The sequence below is a fragment of the Nostoc sp. FACHB-892 genome, from assembly GCF_014698795.1.
GTDB lineage: Bacteria > Cyanobacteriota > Cyanobacteriia > Cyanobacteriales > Nostocaceae > Nostoc.
The window spans coordinates 34,022-53,528 of sequence record NZ_JACJTR010000007.1 but is presented as its reverse complement, the minus strand read 5'-3'; the positions used below and the strand labels follow the sequence as shown (position 1 = coordinate 53,528).

Below are 19,507 nucleotides of genomic sequence, written 5' to 3'. Positions count from 1 at the left end.
GGTCTAAATAAATGACAAATGACATAGACGCTTCTGCGGCTTCCCGCAGGGTAGGACAACTGACAAAGCGCAAAGTCTCAGAGGAGGTTTCCTCCGTTCAGAACTTTGTAAGAGAGGACAAATGACAAAAGATAACTAACGATTATGACCCAAGCTCAAGTGCAAGAAACTGCCAACGCCCCTGCTCTTGAAGAGGAGCAAGGGATCAGAAAATGGCAAGACTACTTTACTTTCAACACCGACCATAAGGTGATTGGGATTCAATACTTAGTCACTACATTCATTTTTTACTGTATTGGTGGGGTGATGGCTGACTTGGTTCGTACAGAACTGCGAACCCCAGAAGTCGATTTCGTCACCCCTGAAGTTTACAACAGCTTATTTACGCTGCACGCCACGATCATGATTTTCTTGTGGATCGTGCCAGCTGGTGCGGGTTTTGCTAACTTCCTTATTCCCTTGATGATTGGGGCAAAGGATATGGCATTCCCACGCTTGAATGCTGTTGCCTTTTGGATGATTCCCCCTGCGGGTTTATTGTTGATCGCTAGTTTAGTGGTAGGCGATGCACCGGATGCAGGTTGGACTTCCTACCCTCCCCTGAGCTTGGTAACAGGTCAAGTAGGTGAGGGAATTTGGATTATGAGCGTCCTCCTACTAGGTACGTCATCGATTTTAGGGGCAATCAATTTCCTCGTCACATTGCTCAAGATGCGTATCCCTGGTATGGGAGTTCACCAAATGCCCTTGTTCTGCTGGGCGATGTTTGCTACCTCGGCGCTGACTTTGGTATCTACACCAGTGCTAGCAGCAGGTCTAATTCTGCTGGCTTTTGACTTATTGGCAGGAACGACATTTTTTAACCCGACTGGTGGTGGCGACCCAGTGGTATACCAGCACATGTTCTGGTTTTACTCCCACCCTGCGGTTTACATCATGATTTTGCCTTTTTTTGGGGCAATTTCGGAAATTATTCCCGTGCATTCCCGTAAGCCGATTTTTGGCTATAAAGCGATCGCTTATTCCTCTCTTGCCATTAGCTTTTTGGGGCTAATTGTTTGGGCGCACCACATGTTTACCAGTGGTATCCCCGGTTGGTTGCGGATGTTCTTTATGATCACCACCATGATCATTGCCGTACCCACAGGAATTAAAATTTTCAGCTGGTTAGGAACCATGTGGGGTGGAAAAATCCGGCTTAACACTGCCATGCTGTTCGCAATGGGTTTTGTTGGCACCTTTGTGATTGGTGGGATCAGTGGGGTGATGTTGGCAGCAGTGCCCTTTGATATTCACGTTCACGACACCTATTTTGTGGTGGCACACTTGCACTACGTTCTTTTTGGTGGTAGTGTTCTCGGAATTTATGCCGCGATTTACCACTGGTTCCCGAAAATGACAGGACGGATGGTAAACGAATTTTGGGGCAAGGTTCACTTTGCCTTAACAATAGTGGGTCTGAATATGGCCTTCTTACCAATGCATAAACTGGGATTAATGGGCATGAACCGCCGTATCGCCCAGTATGACCCCAAATTTACCTTTCTCAACGAAATCTGCACTTATGGCGCTTACATACTAGCAGTTTCGACATTCCCTTTCATTATCAATGCGATTTGGAGTTGGTTATACGGCGAGAAAGCTGGTAATAATCCTTGGAGGGCACTTACCTTAGAGTGGATGACAACCTCACCACCTGCGATCGAGAATTTTGATCAAACCCCAGTACTGGCTACAGGTCCCTACGACTACGGCTTAGAAAAGGCTGACGAAGGTGTACCTTTATCTGATCCCGATCCAGTCTTGTCTGGCGGACCGAACTCAGTATTAAGAGCAAAACCCGATCCAGCCGTTGCTGCTAATCCCGAAGATCGTAAATAGAGTTAGGAGTTAAAAGTGAAGAGTTATGAGTTATGAATGATGAGTTATGACAATTTCTAACTCCTAACTCCTAACTCCCACTCCCGACTCCCCATTCCCCATTCCCCATTCCCCACTTATAAAAATTCATGCAAAGTCAAACGATTGACCCAGCTAAAACCGAACTAAATCATCACCATGAAGCGGAAGCGTCCGTCGGTCATCACGAAGAACATCCAGACCATCGTCTGTTTGGCCTAATTGTCTTCCTGATTGCTGAAGGGATGATTTTCCTGGGGCTGTTTGGAGCCTATCTGGCTTTCCGTGCTACCTTACCTGCATGGCCGCCAGCAGGGACTCCAGAGTTAGAACTCTTGTTACCCGGAGTGAACACCATCAATCTGATTTCTAGTAGTTTTGTCATGCACAATGCCGACACTGCTATAAAAAAGAACGATACGCGGGGGGCACAAATCTGGTTAGCAATTACGGCGGCGATGGGTGCTATTTTCTTGGTAGGTCAAGTATATGAATATACCCATTTAGAATTTGGCTTAACTACCAATTTATTTGCTAGTGCATTTTACGTTTTGACTGGTTTCCACGGATTGCACGTTACCCTCGGTGTTTTAGCAATTGTTGCTGTGTTATGGCGATCGCGCGTTCCTGGTCACTACAGTAACGAAAAACACTTTGGCATTGAAGCAGCCGAAATCTACTGGCACTTCGTTGACGTGATTTGGATTATTTTATTCGGATTACTGTATCTACTGTGAGTATAAATTATTTAGTTGTTCATTCCACGCGGACAACTTGATAAGCCCCCTAGCGGGGGCTTTTTTTATTAATAAAATGCTGTTCTTGCAGTTAGCTGTCCAGATGTCACATTATCTTATCTATCGCCTGGCAGCAAAATCTAAATTAGGACTATTTCTAAAAGGCTAGAGATCTGGAAAGTTATCTAAAACGTTTTTTATTTTTATAAAACAGTTTTATCCTTTACTTAGCAAGAGCTACAGATAATATATTAAAATCAGCTTAGACTTTTTCCATTATAAATTTTGCTAAATGCAACTGAGTTAACACAAGTGATACAGGCGAGAGCAAAAGGTAGGAAAGGTCGGAAAAGTTGGATGTTTTGTATAAACTATTGAGTAAACTTTAATGATTGAGAAGTTACTCCTACTTACCTAAAAACTCATCACTCGTTATTCGCTCCAAAGACCTACTTCCTCTTTTTTCTTTTGTCGAATTTACATTTAGATATGACAAGGCAATCACGTTCAGTGATGGACGCGGTGAAGATACTTGTGTCTTTAAATGCTACTGTTCAAGGTTTTGTCAGCAATCAGACCCAATATTCAAAAGAAATCTACCGACTCCTGAAAGTTGTCTTCTACCCACAGTTATAAATAGTGTGGGCTAGTGTAAAATTTACTTAAGTGATACAATTTATTGAACTATTCTAGAAATAAATTTTTATATTAAGATACCAATATAAGGTATCGAATAAACCAGTTAAGCGGCTAACTATAAAACGGCTTAAAAGCATAGGTCGCTTGAGAAGCTAACTGCCTCAAATACCAACAAACCTAGCCGCAGGTATTCATAATGCCACCCAAGCTCTGAATGCTCAGTAAATTGACAAGTAGTATACGCCACATGAGCCAGAACCCTCTAGTTAGAAAAAAACTCAGGAGTCGCTTTGAGACTGTAAAACTGCTGGAAAGTGGAGGATCTAGTAATACTTACTTGTTAAGAGATGCTATACGTAAAAAACATCAATACTCTCTCGCCAGAAAAACACTTCGGAATCGATTTGAAATTGTCAAACACTTAGGAAGCGGAGGATCTGGTGATACCTATTTAGCCGTAGACCTAGATTTACCAGGACGACCTCATTGCGTTGTCAAACATTTTCAGCCAAAAGATTCCAATCCTGCTATTTTGCCCATAGCTAAAAGTCTATTTGATCGGGAAGCGGAAGTTTTATACCAGCTAGGCAACGACCACGACCAAATTCCTAGACTATTTGCCCATTTTAATGAAGATGGGGATTTCTATTTAGTCCAGGAATTTATTGATGGTCATGCATTGACTCAAGAAATTGTACCGGGTCAGCGTCTTAGCGAGAAGACAGTCTTAAATTTATTAAAAGAAATCCTGGAAGTACTGTCTTTTGTCCACCAAAACAACATTATTCACCGGGATATTAAGCCCCAAAATCTAATGCGTCGGCACTCAGATCAAAAGATTGTTCTAATTGACTTTGGGAGTATTAAGAAAATTGGTGCTTTAGGAGCAGGCTTAACAATTGCTGTTGGGACTCCTGGCTATATGCCAAGCGAACAGGCTAAGGGAAAGCCAAGACTTTGCAGCGATATCTATGCATTAGGGATGATTGGCATTCAAGCTTTGACAGGTTTAATACCTGAGCAACTACAAGAAGATCCTAATACTGGAGAAGTTCTCTGGCGCCATCAGGCAGAGGTAAGTGATGTTTTTGCAGATATTTTAGATACAATGGTTCGCGATCGCTTTACCCAGCGTTACCAATCTGCCTCAGAAGCTTTGCAAGCGCTTAATTCTAATTTGGCCTTGTCAAAATCCTCAGAAGATAATGTTACAAAGCAAAACGTTGATAACACTTATTCGCTAACTTATAGAAACTTTATTTTGCTGCTAGGAATAGGGCTTGGTGTTACCACTAGCTTAATGGTATTAGTTTTAATTTATACAATCGTTAATACAGGTACATCGCCTCCAAACCAACCAACTCAATTAAATAATTTTATACAAAAATTGTTTGAGCCACGGTTGGCTAATGTTAATGTCAATAGGACTTACGCATTGACAGAGAAGCCAAAGTAATAGGTATAGTTTTCAAGGCTTGTAGCTATATTTTTCAATGATATTTTGGCGATGCCTGCGGCGGGCTACGCCTACGCAGCCAATCAAGAGTTATTAATAAAAGCCTGAAACAACGTATTTACCTTAATACATAAGATGGTTATTTTGTACAGTGCGTAAGTACTAGTCAATACCCCTTTCAAGGTGACTCGTAAAATAAGATTGTTTTTTCTCAGCGCTCTCTGCGCCTAGTAAGGTTTAAAAGTAATTTATTAACCGCAGAGGCGCAGAGAACACAGAGTAAAGAGCTTAAAGAGGAATTTATTGACCAAAATTTTTACCCACCTTGAAAGGTCTAGTACTAGTCAATAGCCTAGTACGTTACGCCGTAAATAGAGCAACCATTGAAAATCCTTAAAGAGCTTATGCCATAATACTTTTGGCTTTTGACTTCCGCCTTGCGGTACTAGTAGCTAAATCAGCAGCTCACAGAGGAGTCAATAAGAGCAATTCCACCATTGCAAAGGCTACCAAAGAGCAAATTTATCCTTACTACATTAGGAAGAATTAATCATCTACCAGCAATCACATAAAATCCGCTATTAACTGGTTTATTCCAGAGTTGCTCTTAACCTCAATATTTATGGATTCCTGTAGGATAAATAGAATAAACAAGATTTAAAGATATGGACAATACAAATCAAAGAAAAGCTTTAATTAACGGTGAACTCGCCCTCTTTCTTAGAGGTTTGATTATTGGTAAAGTACTGACACTTATGGTTATTGGTGGACTGCTTTGGTGGTTACTGAAGCCGAATTTAGCTGCCCGTAACAGTGTTAGTTCCTCTAATCAAAATTTCAATAGCCTCTCTAGTACTGCATCAACTTTTCAAACAGTTACTAATGTCCCCACTGCTTCATTTAACTACGGAGGTAGTACAGCTTGGGCATCTATCCGGCAATTGGTAGATTCTCAGATCCAAAGCGATCGCCCGGAACTACAATTACGTTATGTAGACCCTGTTAATGGTAGCCCTGGTTCTAGCTCCGGCATTCGGATGTTGCTTGATGGGAAACTAGACTTTGCTCAGTCCTCTCGTCCCCTTACAGATGAAGAACGAGCTATTGCAAAAGAGCGAGGCTTCACCCTTGAGCAACGTCAGGTTGGTAGGGATGCGATAGCAGTGGTAGTCAACCCATCACTCAATCTGCCTGGTTTAACTGTTGACCAATTGCAGCAGATTTATTTGGGGAAAATTACTAACTGGAACCAAATAGGTGGGCCAAACCTACCTATCACACCTTTATCTCAACGACCAGAAGACGCAGATACAGTAATATTCTCTAGCAACAGCGACTTGAAGGGGCAAGCACTTAGCTCTAATGTACAGTATGTCTACTCTACTACAGAGGCAGTGCGGCAACTCAGCAAAACCCCTGGCGGTGTCTATTATGCTTCTGCCCGTTCAGTATTACCTCAATGTAGTGTGAAGGCTTTGCCATTGGGTAGTACTTCTAGTCAACTAATTCCTCCCTATAACGAACCTTTGGTATCACCTGAGCAATGTCTACGTCAGCGCAACCAGCTAAATACTCAGGCTGTCAAAAATGGTAGCTATCCTATGATTGCTAACTTGTTTGTGATTATTAAGCAAAATAAAGGTCGGGAACAGCAGATTGGGGATGCCTACGCCAAACTTTTATTAACTGACCAGGGGCAAAAGGCAATTGAGCAAGCTGGTTTTGTCGGGGTTCGCTAGTAGAGCGATGTCTACGACGGGCTACGCCTACGCACTCTCCACTAGAAATTATTCATATCCCCGACTTCTTAAAGAAGTCGGGAATCTTTAATTAGGCTAATCATCCAGTAGCAGCCTTTTGAAACCAGCGCTATCAGGTAGGTTATGACCCGTTAAAAATTGCTGATAAGCTAATTCTGAGTCAATTTGCATCTTGATATACTCTGTTTTGGCTAGTGTTCCTCCTCGTAATCCTGCATATTCCAAATAGCTGGAAAACTCCCATTCTTCAGGTTGCTGCACCAGTTCTGCTTTCACCGGATTTAAATGAATATAACGTGAGAGGTTCAGAAGATAGTCAGTTTGTAAAATATGAATACTTTGAAACCTTCCCTGAAATAGCACCCCAGAACGATTAAAACGCTTATTAATTGCTTTTGTGTAAGAAAGAGAGAGGGATTTCATCGCATGAGACAGAGTTTCATCTCTCAGATAGACCAAAAAGTGATAATGATTGGGCATTAAACAGTAAGCAACAATATCTACTGCATTAGTTATCAGATGTTCCCTTATCAACCGGAGAAAATAAATATAGTTCTCACGCTCAAAGAAAATCTTTTAGCGATTGTTCCCCCGATTATAGACATGGTAAAAGTTGCCAGTTTGCAGAGGGGTTTGTCGTCGCGGCATAGGCAAGAATATGAGATTTTGCTTTAGTATGCCCTTTTAATCCAATCAGATCCCCGACTTCTCTAAGAAGTCGGGGATCTTGGGGAAGCGATCGCACCATTTACTATTTATCTATCATCTGAGTTGAAAATATTTACATTCACTCCACAGCATAAGAAGTAAATTGGCGTTTAAAAGGAGAATGAAACCCAATGACGATATCAGAAGGGGGTACACCTAAATTAACTAACCGTTCAGCAACAGACTCTTCTGTACCGTTATACTGAATCCATATTTTACCATTTTGAATATCAAAATGCATGACTGGGCCAAACACCCGCTTATCTCCTTGCCAGCCAACATAAGCTAATTGATAATGGTCGTTTTCACTATCAATAATTAGTTGTGAATTGACTGTATCCGTGTTATTGATATTTTGTGCATATTCTGTCAATATTTGTTTTATTAGTTGTCGATAATGTTTTATCTTATCCATTGCCGAATCTCCTCCTGTCTAGGATCAAAGACTATTAACTTAACTTGGTAACGTTGAAGGGCACCTTGGACGAAGGGAAGTTTAAAAAAATTTTGATAGGTTTCGCTAGGGACAGCAAACATCTTTAGCCATTTTGCTATCTCTAAATTTAGAGTCAGATTAACCCAAAATGATGTTTTAGTTTTATGTAATACAATCGCATTCTCCATTATTCTGCATTGCTGCGGCGAGTTTTTCTAGATTTTGACGAACAGTGACACTACGGAGATGATCTACACCCCAGACTCGTTCACAAATATCTAAAGCTTGCAAATAAAGCGGTTCTGCTTCACCATAACGTCCAGTTTCACGATAAATTTCTGCCAGATTATTCAGACTTTCAGCAACATTGGGATGATTTTCTCCCAATAGGTGCTTATCAAGTTCTAAAGCTTTTATACATAAAGGTTCCGCTTCATTAAAACGCCCCTGCTCCCTGTACATATAACCAAGAGCGTAGATAGTATCTGCTAAAAGTGGATGCGCCTTTTGCAATAGACGCTCCTTCAGTTCCAAGGATTCCAAAAATAAAGATTCTGCTTGATCGTAGCGTCCTTGAGCGCGGTATATCAATCCTAAATTGTGTAAATCTGTTGCAACATCAGGATTCTCTTCTCCCAAAAATCGCTTATCTAATTCTATTGCTTGGAGCGACAACGGTTCAGCTTCAGTGTAACGCCCTTGATGATAATAAAGTAGCGCTAAATTATTTAGTATAAGAGCCAAAGAAAGATGATTTTCGCTAACCAAACGTTTTTCGAGTTCTAATGATTGCAGATACAGAGGTTCTGCTTCTTCATAACGCCCTTGTTCATCATATAGTAATGCCAAATTGTTGAGATTGGCAGCGACATCAGCATGGTTTTCTCCTAACAGACCTTTCCTCAGTTCCAAAGCTTGTTGATATAAAAGTTCCGCTTTAGTATATTGTCCAGTAGATTTGTAGAGTCCTGCCAAATTATTCAGGCTAGTAGCGAAAGAAGGGTGATTGTCTCCTAACAAGCGTTTCGTTAGTTCCAAAGCTTGTTTATATAGTGGTTCCGCTTCGCTGTAACGCCCTGTTGCACGATATATTCCTGCTAAATTGTTGAAGTTAGTAGCTAAGTCTATCTGCAAACCTAATTCATTTTGTAGTTCAATCGCCTTACGCCAGTACTTTATTGCTAGTTCTTGTTCTTCTTGATAATTCTGAGACTCACCCCGTTCTAATCTGCTACGGTAAATATCGCCTAATCTTGAGTATAAAGTAGCCAAGGTGGGATCTTTAGTTCCGCGTTCCTGTTCTACTTTCTCGATTAACCCTTGTAAATCTTGGATGGGTAAGAAAAAGGAGTTATCTTCATTAGTATCTGTGCTGGCTAATTCTGTGTCTCTAAAAACAAAACGTATATGTTCTAGTTCTTTACCAGGAATAGCATTTGTCTTTTTAGATTCAAACCGAAATACCCCGTTGCGCCAACTCCAAAAATCAGGAGCTTTTTTAATCAGGTTGACTAAAATTTGGTTAGTTACCCAAAGTACAATCGCAAAGGGAAACTCGCGCAATCCCTCCCTTGTCCACTGTAAGTAACCAAAAAATTTCTCTTGTTCTGATTGCTCATTTCCCAATCGGAGAAAATAAAGTTGTTCAGCACCCGTCACAGTAATCACCGCCGGGTTTTGCTGACGAAGATATTCTTCTTGTTGTACCAGTTGGTTAAGAGCAGCTTTGAGGCTCGGCTCTTGACGTGCTAAAGTTACTCGATATGTATGGAAAGTGGGTTGTAGTTCAGCTTCATATTGGGCAATAATCTCATCACGAAAATTAGCATCATTACAAACTGCAATCAGTAAATTTAACCCCCGTTTTTGAGCTTCAATAGAAACAATTAAATCATCATATGCATCTTGATTTTCTCCCTGATCAAATAATTCTTCATTTAACATTAATTGCTCCCTGTCTTTTCAGGCTTTCGATGATAATTGGATGAACATCATACCAAGTTTCCTCAGTGCGATATTCTAGAACATATAGCCCATGAAGTAAATCCAAAAATTCTGCTTGTTTGGGGTCATTAGGCATAAATTGTTCATAGACACTCTGCAAAATATCTGTATCAACCTTTCCTAAACGTATGGAAAAATCATTACGGATTTTATTGATTGCTTGAAGAAGAATTTTATCGTCAATAATAACTTCGGCTGAGGGATTTCTTCGGATAGTCCGCAAACAAATACGACAACATTCCTTAGAGATACGAATCAACTCTCGCAATACGCCACCACTGTAAATCACAATTTTTTCAGCTGTTTCTGCCGCGATTAATTCACTGGGAATCCGCTTTTGTAAAACTTCACCAAGGATCATTGTTGCTTCCGGGCGAGGTTCAGCATTAGGAAAGCGATTTTTACCTTTATCAAATATTTTTAAGACAGGCATTGCGACAACCTGATCGTTGGTTTCAGTGGCAATTATTGTGCTGATGAATGTTTCTCGAAGTACTGCGATCGGGATAGTATAAATAATTTGAAAGTTGGGTTGACAAAGAGCTTTAATGTTATCTCGATAAATTTCGTTAACTCTTCCTAAATCCAGTTTATCTAAATCATCAATAATGACTAAAACGTTTTGTTTAGTTGCAGCTTGAATTAGAGCAGCAATTTCATTAATTCTGGCAACTAAATCAGATAACTTGCGTTCAAATTCCTGCTTAATTTCATCCCGAACGCTAGCATCAGCTTTTAATTTAGAGCTAATCAACTTTAGGAGGTCAAAGCCTACCCCAGCTTCTATCTGTATATTTGATTCTTCAGTGCGGGTGCGAGTAGCAAACCACTTATAAAGAGCTTCTTTAGTAGATTGCGGAATATCAACTCGGCGTGCTTCTGCCTCTGTCATTAAATTAACTGCGATCGCAAACAGTATATTAATATGATTAACTGCCGACATTTCGATTTTGTCAGCAATAGAAAAGAGGACTACAAAATATTTATTTTGAATTTGTCGGCTAAACTCAGCTAACAAAGTAGACTTACCACATCCCCGATGTCCTGTAAAGACAATTTTGCCATCTCCATTGGGACTATCTTCAACTAATTGGTTCAGGTCTGCAATCAAATCATCGCCATATTCGACTCGAAATCTTTCCATTTCGTTCCGTTCCATCAACGGAAAGAGTTCGAGATTGCTGTATGCTTCTTGAAAGGAGTTTAATAAGTCTTGAGCCATTGGATAGTGCCGTAAAGATGGGAACTATTCATATAATGGCTCATGATTTTTAAAGTAGAAATTCAAATATTTATAAATTTCACAACTCTGTTAATAAATAATTACTAAGTGAATACTGTCTTAGATTTTCAAAGAAGATACTCCACCTTCCACAATCCCAACCGAGAAATAAGTAATAGAGGTGAATCTAGATAAGAACGAATAATAGATTATACATTCAAGAAAGAAAAATAAATTATAAAGTATACATTTGAAATAGTGAAAGCTACCTAACAGATCAATAAAATTAAATTTTCTTCATCCTATGTTTGTGTCTCTTCTGGGTATTATTGCAACAGTAGCAGAGTCTCCGCTACAACATAGGTCATTTACATTGAACCATTTATGCTTTTTGGGCATTAGGATTTTAATTAGTCTAGCGATCGCAAATAGACTAAAGGTGTCTTCAACGAAGACGCAGGGGGAAGGGAGCAGAAAGAAATGACCCCATCAAGAACTGCTCCTTGCCTCTTTTTGAAATTTTCATTCTTTTGATTGGGTAATGCGGAGAATTTTATCCTGCTGTGAAGGACAACTTCCTCGCCCATCACAATTACTGGTTGTGATATACAATTCGCCATCTGGCCCCATAACTGCCTCTCGAAGTCGTCCGTATTTACCTTGTAAATACACCTCATGACGCTGGACTTGCTGGGGTGACTGTGGGTTAAAGACGACACGCTGCAAGTGTTCGGAACGGAGGGTAGGAATGATTAAGCTGCCCTTCCATTCTGGAATAGAATTTCCTGTATAAATTGTTGCCCCGCCTGGAGGTAAAGCTTCACGCCAAACAATGGAAGGAGTCACCAGTCCTTCTCCTGATTCACAACGGTAGATGGTAGGCCAGCCAAGGTTGTCGCCTGCTCTTGCTACGCTGACTTTATCGTGACCGCTTCTGCCTAACTCGCCACTGGGGCCATGATCTGTTACCCATAGTGTTGATGCATCGTACCAATCAAACCCTTGAGTGTTGCGAATACCAGTGATATATACGGGATTTTTAAACGGATTGTCTTGCGGTACTTGTCCATCTGGCGTTACACGCAAAATTTTTCCAGCAAGGCTATTAACATCTTGGGAACTTTGCGGATCTCTCGCATCGCCAGTCCCAATGTAGAGCATTCCATCAGTACCAAAGCGAATGCGACCACCGTTGTGATACACTGCCACGGGAATATCATCAAGAATTATTCTATCTGACGAGGCACTAAGCCCATTTTGGGATAATTGCCATCGTTCAACACGATTGACCTGTGAACCATTTCTATCAGCAGTGTAGTAAACGTAAAAAAGTCGGTTTTCAGAAAAGTTAGGATGAGTTGCAATGCCAAGTAAACCACCTTCACCACTTTCTGTAACATCAATGGTAGCTACTGGTTTTTGAATAAGTTTACCATCCCGTACCAGCCGAACCCGTCCAGGTCGCTCAGTAACTAACATATCTTGATTTGGCAGAAAAGCTATTCCCCAAGGAACTTCAAAACCTGTTGCCACTTCTTCAACCCGTAGGTTTACCTGTCCTTGTGAACCAAAGCCATCTTTGACTAGAGTACACGCTTGATTGTTGGTAGAAGTTTGTTCACTGACTTGTTTAGTTATTTCTCTTTCTTGATGGTTAGTGCTTGCAGATTCAGATGTTGGTGAGGTGCAAGAAGAAATTCCCAGCCAAAATATGCAAACAAGCAATCTCCCTGCAATAATTCTTGTCAGGATCATAATAATTGTCTCCAAAAAATTGCTACTTGCATGGTTTTTGAAATAACTAAATGAATATTTTTCCTTTTGTTGCGAACTTGCTAGAGATGTAGTTTAAGGCTTGATTCTCCGATCACCATGAAGACCTTCAAATTTTACATACAAATTGTTGAGGACTGCGAAGGTCTGACGATACAGAACTGGGGAAAATGTTCGTACCCCACTGTTCATAACCTCCCTGACGGGCAGTTGCCTCGTTCTCTCTGTAGAACATTATCTTTTTAAATACATTGATTTACCTGTGCCGTCACCCTAGGGGAAACACCCTTAGAATTCCACGAAGGTTCATAGTAAGGACTTAAGTCTTTACTACGAAATTACTTACCTATCAATTTCAACTTGGCAGACTACTAGTACCGCAAGGCGGAAGTCAAAAGTCAAAAGTATTATGGAATCAGCTTTTTAAAGATTTGAAATGGTTGCTTTATTTCCGCCGTGGCGTACTAGCGTTTCTACAAAATATCAAGCAAGAAAAAAGGTGTATCAGGGAGTAGTCGGAGTTACTGGAGTTGCTGGTGCTGGAGTAGTAGCCGGTGGTGTGGTTGTTGGGGTTTCCGCAGCAGGTTCACAGGCTGCCATAAATACGCTTATTCCAACTGCTGAAGCTAGAAAAATCAATTTTTTGTTCATAATTCCTTTAGTGAGAGTTAAAGTGAAAACCAAGGTGATGACTTTTTGATGATAAGCAAAGAAAATGTTTTAAAGTTTGCTGTATCTTGAGTGATTTAAGAATGTTTAACATCCACCGATGGTTATAGTTACCATACCATAACGGCTTCTCCAACTGCATTCTTAAAATTTGGTTTATTGCTAATTTGCCCAAAGTTGCAAAGTGCATTTAGCGTTGCTTTTGAAAGAAACCTATTTTTTCTAGATATGCCCATAAGGGCAAATAATTCATGACTGTAAACTGAGGTTCCGGCCCGTTGCTGTATGCAGGGATATATAGCGGTTCTCGTTTACGTGAGGTACACCCGTAGGGGCAAGGCACTGCCCCCTACACCTTGCAATATAATCTTGTACCCCATCTGAATGAGAACCGCTATACCCTTCAGCTGTAGCCCAGCAAATACTTCTAATTGACTGATTCATCGAAAATCTCTTGGTAAATATCGCACTCTTCTATGTGATGATTTCCTGTGTGACACCCTGGGAATAACTATGCTTGCCAAGAAACGGAAGGTACTGCCAAAAGCCTCGTCAGCACTTGTTTCCTCACTGGAGTCATGCAAACTGCGTAAGCCATGTAAATCTAAAAAGCTGAAACCCACTTTAGAGAAAAAAGGTAGTAAACAAAAAAGAAATGTATCCATTGTTTGATTAATCTAACCGAAGCCACTAGGGCCAATAATCCAAACAATGGGATAGCCAACCCAAAACACTGTAAAGTAAGTTGTTATTTTATCAAAAAGTTCTGATAGTTGTCGCCCTTGACTTCTAGTTTTGGCACGCAAAGGGTTCCAAATTCCCCATAAAACAATCAAAAAGGCAACAACGCCATTGATGTACCATAGGTATCTCACCCAAGGCACTGTAGAAAGGTCGGCAATCAAACCACAGACGACGACAATTACTTGTGTAGCTATCAAAGAAGCGATTAACGTCCAGTCTTTTTTGGCAAGATAATGCATTGCGGTTAAGGACAGTGCCAACAGCAACAATGGGGTAGTCACAATCCAATCAAGATAACGAGCATAATGAGCTATTTGACCGGCAACTAAAACCTTTCCCTGTTGCAAATCACCGTGCGGTAAAACCATTGATAGATAGGCCAATCCCGACCAAATAGGGATAAAAGTGGCGATTAGATACTCGTATTTGGGGACACCACGAGGATTTCTACTGAGGGAAATAAAGTAAATAGCACCAGTAGCCATACCTGCTATGTAGAGCCAATGAAATATATTCTGCCAATCCATAAAACTCCTCTAAGTAAAATTGCTTGAAACAAAGTCAACGGAACGTGTAGCGTCCGGAAAGTGTCTTCCCAAAGCAAGTGGCGTAGCTTAGGGGGAGTGCGCTACGCGAACAAGATTTCAGCTTTTCAATGCATAAGTCCTGGTTTAGTTTGTTCCAACTAGCAAAAAACTGAAGACTGTTATTTCTTTCAACCTTCATTAGCAGAATTCAAGACAATTTGTGCTTTGGGTTACACAGTTTAGCCATCTCTAGGATTAAGAACAAATGTGATTCAAAAGTGACTACAAACCAATTTTGGTAAGTCTTCTCTCTTATCTCCGTGAAACTTAAATTTTAGTTCTGTTTGCTTTACTATTTTTGGCTCTACTTACCATAAACACCCCCTGTCATCTATCAGTAGGGTAAAATATATAACTCTTCAGAAGTATTGACATTTTAAATTTTTCAATAATTCATCTTGCATATTCTGAAAAAAAGTTATAAATTATTAGTTTATAGGGGAATAATCTGACTTATTAGTGTCAAAAACTAATCCTGATCAAGTAAATATACTGTAACCAGTTTTAACTTCATGCAAATCCTAAACAACACTGAAGATATATTTTTATTTGGTAAAGCTTAAGATTATGGACATGAAAGGGAACCATAAATAATCTAAAAATATATCTTGTGTGGCTGTTTTGAAGAATCATGTTACTGCTTGTGATAATAACAACTATAATTCACCAAAACAGTAATAGATTATAAGCGAATTAACTATCAATAAATTTGGATAAATGCCAGCATATTTATTCATTGTTAGTTTATTATTTTTTTCCAAATTATATTTGCTATTCAAAGAATCGTTTTTGTTATGCTGAGAATAGCAAAAATAGAAAATGAAGACGCGTCTACCACAACTTTACAATCCCAATGGAGCTATTTTGGCGATGCACCTAAACGAATTAGAAACTACTGAAAATTTAAAAGAAGTCGAAGAAGCGTGGCGAACACTAGAAAAATCAATTCTCTATTATCAGGGTCGCCCCGTTGGGACGGTAGCCGCTTATGATGCATCTGTAGAGGCTCTCAATTATGACCAGTGCTTTGTTCGGGATTTTGTCTCATCAGGTCTAATTTTTCTAATCAAAGGTAGAACAGATATTGTTCGTAATTTCTTAGAAGAAACCTTAAAGTTACAGCCTAAAGAAAGAGCATTAGATGCCTATAAGCCTGGACGAGGATTAATACCAGCTAGCTTTAAAGTTGTATCTGAAAATGGGCAAGAATATTTAGAAGCAGATTTTGGTGAACATGCGATCGCTAGAGTTACACCAGTAGATTCTTGTCTATGGTGGATTATTTTGTTGCGTGCTTATGTAGTTGCCACAGAAGACTTTTCTCTAGCCTATCAACCTGAATTCCAAAATGGGATCAGGTTAATCATGGAAATCTGCTTGGCGAATCGTTTTGATATGTACCCAACGCTGTTGGTTCCAGATGGCGCTTGTATGATTGACCGTCGTATGGGCATTTATGGGCATCCTATAGAACTACAAGTTCTCTTTTACACGGCATTGCGTGCATCTCGTGAATTGCTAATTTGCCAAGGCAATTCCGATGTTGTTGAAGCCATTGATAATAGGTTGCCTCTTTTATGTGCTCATATTCGTCAGCATTATTGGATAGATATTAATCGTCTGAATGCAATTTATCGCTTTAAAAGTGAAGAATATGGCAAGGGTGCTGTTAATCTGTTCAACATCTATGTAGATTCTGTTCCCTATTATGAATTGGACAAATGGCTGCCGAGAAAAGGTGGTTATCTAGCAGGTAATGTCGGGCCGTCGCAGCTAGATACTCGCTTCTTTTCACTCGGAAACTTAATGGCAATCATTTCAGACTTAGCTACCGAAGAACAGTCACAAGCAATTATGACTCTCATTGAGGATCGATGGGATGACTTGGTGGGAGATATGCCAATGAAAATTTGTTTCCCAGCTTTGGAACATGAAGAATACAGAATTGTAACTGGATGTGACCCCAAAAATATCCCCTGGTCGTATCATAATGCTGGTAGTTGGCCTGTTTTAATGTGGATGTTAGCGGCTGCGGCTGTGAAAACTAACAAAACAAGTCTTGCACAAAAAGCTATTGAAACTGCCCAAGGACGGCTCAGTACAGATGAATGGCCAGAATATTACGATGGTAAGAAAGGGCGGTTGATTGGCAAACAAGCTCGGAAATATCAAACTTGGACAATTACCGGGTTCTTATTGGCAAAAGAATTGATGGCGAACCCCACTTATTTACCATTAATCAGCTTTGGAAAATTACCAGCAGAACAGGTTTCTAGAGCATGTGAGTTTGAAATCGCCAGTGTAGACCCCCATATGCCTCGATAAGGAAGTTAGGAGTCATTCAATTTTGGATTTTAGATTTTATATTTTGGATTGAAGGAAAAATCTAAAATCCGAAATCCAAAATCCAAAATTAGCAGAGTTAAAATACAAAAGCCTCCTGACTCCTGAATCCTGTTTCCATGACAAACCCCCGTCAATTAGCTTTTATCGCCCTGCGAGATGTTCACAAGGGGGCTTATGCCGATGTTGCCCTAGATAAAGTACTGCAAAAAGTCAGTTTGCCTGATAACGATCGCCGCTTGGTGACAGAATTAGTTTATGGGAGCGTCAGAAGGCAGCGCACTCTTGATACTCTCATTGATCAACTTGCCAAAAAGAAATCTCATCAACAACCCCTAGACCTCCGTACCATCTTACATCTTGGTTTCTACCAGCTGCGCTATCAAGAGCGTATTCCGGCTTCAGCTGCTGTTAATACCACCGTTCAACTCGCTAAAGAAAACGGTTTTTCTGGACTCACAGGTTTTGTTAACGGTCTATTACGCCAGTATCTTAGAAAAGCAGGGGGGCAGGGAAGCAGAGAGGCAGAGGAGAAAAACTCATTGTTACTCCCCCACTCCCCACTCCCCCATTTTGATCCGTTACAACTTCCAGAAAATCCAGTAGAACGCTTGGGCATTTTACACAGCTTTCCTGACTGGATTATTCAAGTTTGGTTAGAACAATTGGGTTTGGTTGAGACAGAACAATTGTGTGAATGGATGAATCAATCACCAACAATCGACTTGCGTATCAACCCTCTTTGCAATTCCATCGAGGAAGTTGAGGCGGCATTGCAATCTGTTGGTATTTTAGTGAGACGGATTCCTCATTTACCCCAAGCTTTACGATTTATTGGTAATACTGGGTCAATTCAAAAACTACCTGGTTTCAAAGAAGGTTGGTGGACTGTACAAGATGGTAGCGCCCAATTAGTAAGCCATTTGCTTGACCCCCAACCAGGTGAGGTGGTAATTGATGCCTGTGCTGCACCAGGGGGTAAAACAACCCACATGGCTGAGTTAATGGCAGATAAGGGAAAAATTTGGGCTTGCGATCGCACTCCTTCTCGTCTTCGTAAACTCCAAGAAAATTCTCAACGGCTAAATTTACAATCTATTCAAATTCACACTGGCGACAGCCGCCACTTCAACCAATTTCAAAACACCGCAGACCGCGTATTATTGGATGCTCCATGTTCTGGACTAGGAACTATGCACCGTCATGCTGATGCTCGTTGGCGACAGACACCAGAATCTGTCCGTGAACTTTCGGTGCTGCAAAAAGAACTAATAACACATACATCTACTTTTGTCAAGCCTGGTGGTGTACTAGTTTATGCCACCTGTACATTGCATCCAGCAGAAAATGAAGAAGTGATTTCGGCATTTTTAGCTGAGTCGCCTGATTGGCAAATTGAGTCTCCAAAAGGCTTTGAGCTACCTGATTCTGCCCATAACACGCCTCAAGGTTGGTTTAAAGTCTGGCCCCATCGACAGGATATGGATGGCTTTTTTATGGTGCGCTTAAGAAAAACCAATAATTCCGAGTGAATACTGTTTGGGATTGTACGATTTGATAGTGGCCTGAATCTACCAGAGGAGGCAGCAATGGTTACCCCTTCCAATGTGAAAAACTTAGTTAAGATCCTGATTGGAGCCGCCTGGATTGATGGCAGAATCCAGCCAGAAGAACGGCAATATCTTCGCGAGATAGCTCAAGCAAAAGGTTTAGCTAACGATCCCGAAATTAAGCCTTGGCTGTACGAATTAGTTCCTGTACAGCCAAAAGAATGCTATGACTGGGTGCGGGAGTATTTAGGCGATCGCCCCAGCCTTGAAGATTGTGAAAATCTGATTGAAGCCATCAGTGGCTTAATTTATAGCGATGGCGAAGTTGCCGTCGAAGAAGCTAGACTCCTGACGGAGTTACAGGATATAGCCAAGCCCAATGGCTCAAATCAACCAGCTCACACTGCACTTCTCAAACAAATTCAAAAGCTTTACCGCCGTTGGGTTGAAGTGCAAAACTAATCATAGTCAAAAGTCTATAGTCTAATAACTAATAACCCTTACGGGTTCACCAGTCACTCATGGGGGAAACCCCCAAGACCGCGCTGGCTCACTAATGACTAATGACTAAATTATGACTTCGGTTCACCCAGACCCGGAGTTTCTTCTTTATCAACCTTAGGTACAAAATCAGGACGCTCTTTGCTTTCCCAACCTGCGGGGCGTTTCGAGTTGTACCAAGCTATTGAACCAATGGTTACAGCAGCAATAAAACCAACGACATACACCAAGGTGAAAGCATAAGGAAAATGAGTACCATTTGTTGCGATTGAATCTGCTGCCTGCATCAATATGTGCATGAGTATATTCTCCAATGTTAAGTAACGCTACTTGACACACTATAGAATGAGCGTATCACTTAACATCCCTCTGGAGTTTAGTTTGAGCAACTTCATATTGCATAGAAAAGAGGATGGGGCAGGGGGGGTAGGGGGAGCAGGGGAGCAGGGGGAGCAGGGGAGGCAGAGGAAGAATAACAA

At 40.7% G+C, this 19,507-nt stretch carries 16 protein-coding genes; 8 read left to right on the top strand and 8 right to left on the bottom strand.

Annotation, left to right across the window (positions count from 1 at the left end; all coding sequences use genetic code 11):
• Positions 1-144: 144 nt before the first annotated feature.
• The 4 genes from ctaD (at position 145) to H6G96_RS11705 (ending at position 6,470) form a co-directional block, all read left to right on the top strand.
• Complete coding sequence (ctaD, locus tag H6G96_RS11720; protein ID WP_190911618.1) at positions 145-1,881, top strand: cytochrome c oxidase subunit I; 1,737 nt, start codon at positions 145-147, stop codon at positions 1,879-1,881.
• Between the two features lie 128 nt (positions 1,882-2,009).
• Positions 2,010-2,636: a heme-copper oxidase subunit III gene (locus H6G96_RS11715; RefSeq protein ID WP_190911617.1), complete on the top strand. Its 627-nt coding sequence runs from the start codon at positions 2,010-2,012 to the stop codon at positions 2,634-2,636.
• 886 nt (positions 2,637-3,522) lie between these two features.
• Positions 3,523-4,731, top strand: coding sequence for a serine/threonine-protein kinase (locus tag H6G96_RS11710; protein WP_242063254.1), 1,209 nt, complete (start codon positions 3,523-3,525; stop codon positions 4,729-4,731).
• A gap of 665 nt (positions 4,732-5,396) precedes the next feature.
• Complete coding sequence (locus H6G96_RS11705; protein ID WP_190911615.1) at positions 5,397-6,470, top strand: substrate-binding domain-containing protein; 1,074 nt, start codon at positions 5,397-5,399, stop codon at positions 6,468-6,470.
• A gap of 96 nt (positions 6,471-6,566) precedes the next feature.
• Here the strand turns inward: H6G96_RS11705 and H6G96_RS11700 are convergent, their stop codons facing one another.
• The 6 genes from H6G96_RS11700 to H6G96_RS11675 all read right to left on the bottom strand — a co-directional run bounded on the left by H6G96_RS11700 (position 6,567) and on the right by H6G96_RS11675 (position 12,616).
• The gene (locus H6G96_RS11700) at positions 6,567-7,040 is read right to left on the bottom strand and encodes a transposase (RefSeq protein ID WP_347242224.1); all 474 of its coding nucleotides are present in this window, start codon (positions 7,038-7,040) and stop codon (positions 6,567-6,569) included.
• Positions 7,041-7,278: 238 nt separating this feature from the next.
• Positions 7,279-7,614 carry a XisI protein gene (locus H6G96_RS11695; protein ID WP_190911614.1) on the bottom strand — a complete coding sequence of 112 codons (336 nt, stop codon included), beginning with the start codon at positions 7,612-7,614 and terminating at the stop codon, positions 7,279-7,281.
• Complete coding sequence (locus H6G96_RS41280; protein ID WP_242063266.1) at positions 7,602-7,736, bottom strand: element excision factor XisH family protein; 135 nt, start codon at positions 7,734-7,736, stop codon at positions 7,602-7,604. Before H6G96_RS41280 ends, H6G96_RS11695 begins: the two co-directional genes overlap by 13 nt.
• A 61-nt stretch (positions 7,737-7,797) precedes the next feature.
• The gene (locus H6G96_RS11685) at positions 7,798-9,579 is read right to left on the bottom strand and encodes a tetratricopeptide repeat protein (protein ID WP_190911612.1); all 1,782 of its coding nucleotides are present in this window, start codon (positions 9,577-9,579) and stop codon (positions 7,798-7,800) included.
• The gene (locus H6G96_RS11680) at positions 9,569-10,861 is read right to left on the bottom strand and encodes an ATP-binding protein (protein WP_190911611.1); all 1,293 of its coding nucleotides are present in this window, start codon (positions 10,859-10,861) and stop codon (positions 9,569-9,571) included. Before H6G96_RS11680 ends, H6G96_RS11685 begins: the two co-directional genes overlap by 11 nt.
• A gap of 522 nt (positions 10,862-11,383) precedes the next feature.
• The gene (locus H6G96_RS11675; RefSeq protein ID WP_190911610.1) at positions 11,384-12,616 is read right to left on the bottom strand and encodes a PQQ-dependent sugar dehydrogenase; all 1,233 of its coding nucleotides are present in this window, start codon (positions 12,614-12,616) and stop codon (positions 11,384-11,386) included.
• 454 nt (positions 12,617-13,070) lie between these two features.
• Here H6G96_RS11675 and H6G96_RS11670 point away from each other — a divergent pair, with 454 nt between their 5' ends.
• Positions 13,071-13,334 (top strand): hypothetical protein, encoded by a 264-nt coding sequence (locus H6G96_RS11670; RefSeq protein ID WP_190911609.1) that lies wholly within the window; start codon positions 13,071-13,073, stop codon positions 13,332-13,334.
• A 646-nt stretch (positions 13,335-13,980) separates the two neighbouring features.
• Here H6G96_RS11670 and H6G96_RS11665 read toward each other — a convergent pair.
• Positions 13,981-14,574: a bacteriorhodopsin gene (locus tag H6G96_RS11665; RefSeq protein WP_242063252.1), complete on the bottom strand. Its 594-nt coding sequence runs from the start codon at positions 14,572-14,574 to the stop codon at positions 13,981-13,983.
• Between the two features lie 930 nt (positions 14,575-15,504).
• On the opposite strand from H6G96_RS11665, the gene H6G96_RS11660 reads away from it, so the two are divergent.
• The 3 genes from H6G96_RS11660 to H6G96_RS11650 all read left to right on the top strand — a co-directional run bounded on the left by H6G96_RS11660 (position 15,505) and on the right by H6G96_RS11650 (position 18,989).
• Positions 15,505-16,959 carry a glycoside hydrolase 100 family protein gene (locus tag H6G96_RS11660; RefSeq protein WP_190911799.1) on the top strand — a complete coding sequence of 485 codons (1,455 nt, stop codon included), beginning with the start codon at positions 15,505-15,507 and terminating at the stop codon, positions 16,957-16,959.
• 137 nt (positions 16,960-17,096) lie between these two features.
• Positions 17,097-18,509 (top strand): 16S rRNA (cytosine(967)-C(5))-methyltransferase, encoded by a 1,413-nt coding sequence (locus H6G96_RS11655; RefSeq protein ID WP_190911608.1) that lies wholly within the window; start codon positions 17,097-17,099, stop codon positions 18,507-18,509.
• A gap of 57 nt (positions 18,510-18,566) precedes the next feature.
• Positions 18,567-18,989 (top strand): TerB family tellurite resistance protein, encoded by a 423-nt coding sequence (locus tag H6G96_RS11650; protein WP_190911607.1) that lies wholly within the window; start codon positions 18,567-18,569, stop codon positions 18,987-18,989.
• Between the two features lie 110 nt (positions 18,990-19,099).
• Here the strand turns inward: H6G96_RS11650 and H6G96_RS11645 are convergent, their stop codons facing one another.
• Positions 19,100-19,327, bottom strand: coding sequence for a hypothetical protein (locus H6G96_RS11645; protein ID WP_190731014.1), 228 nt, complete (start codon positions 19,325-19,327; stop codon positions 19,100-19,102).
• Between the last annotated feature and the right edge of the window lie 180 nt (positions 19,328-19,507).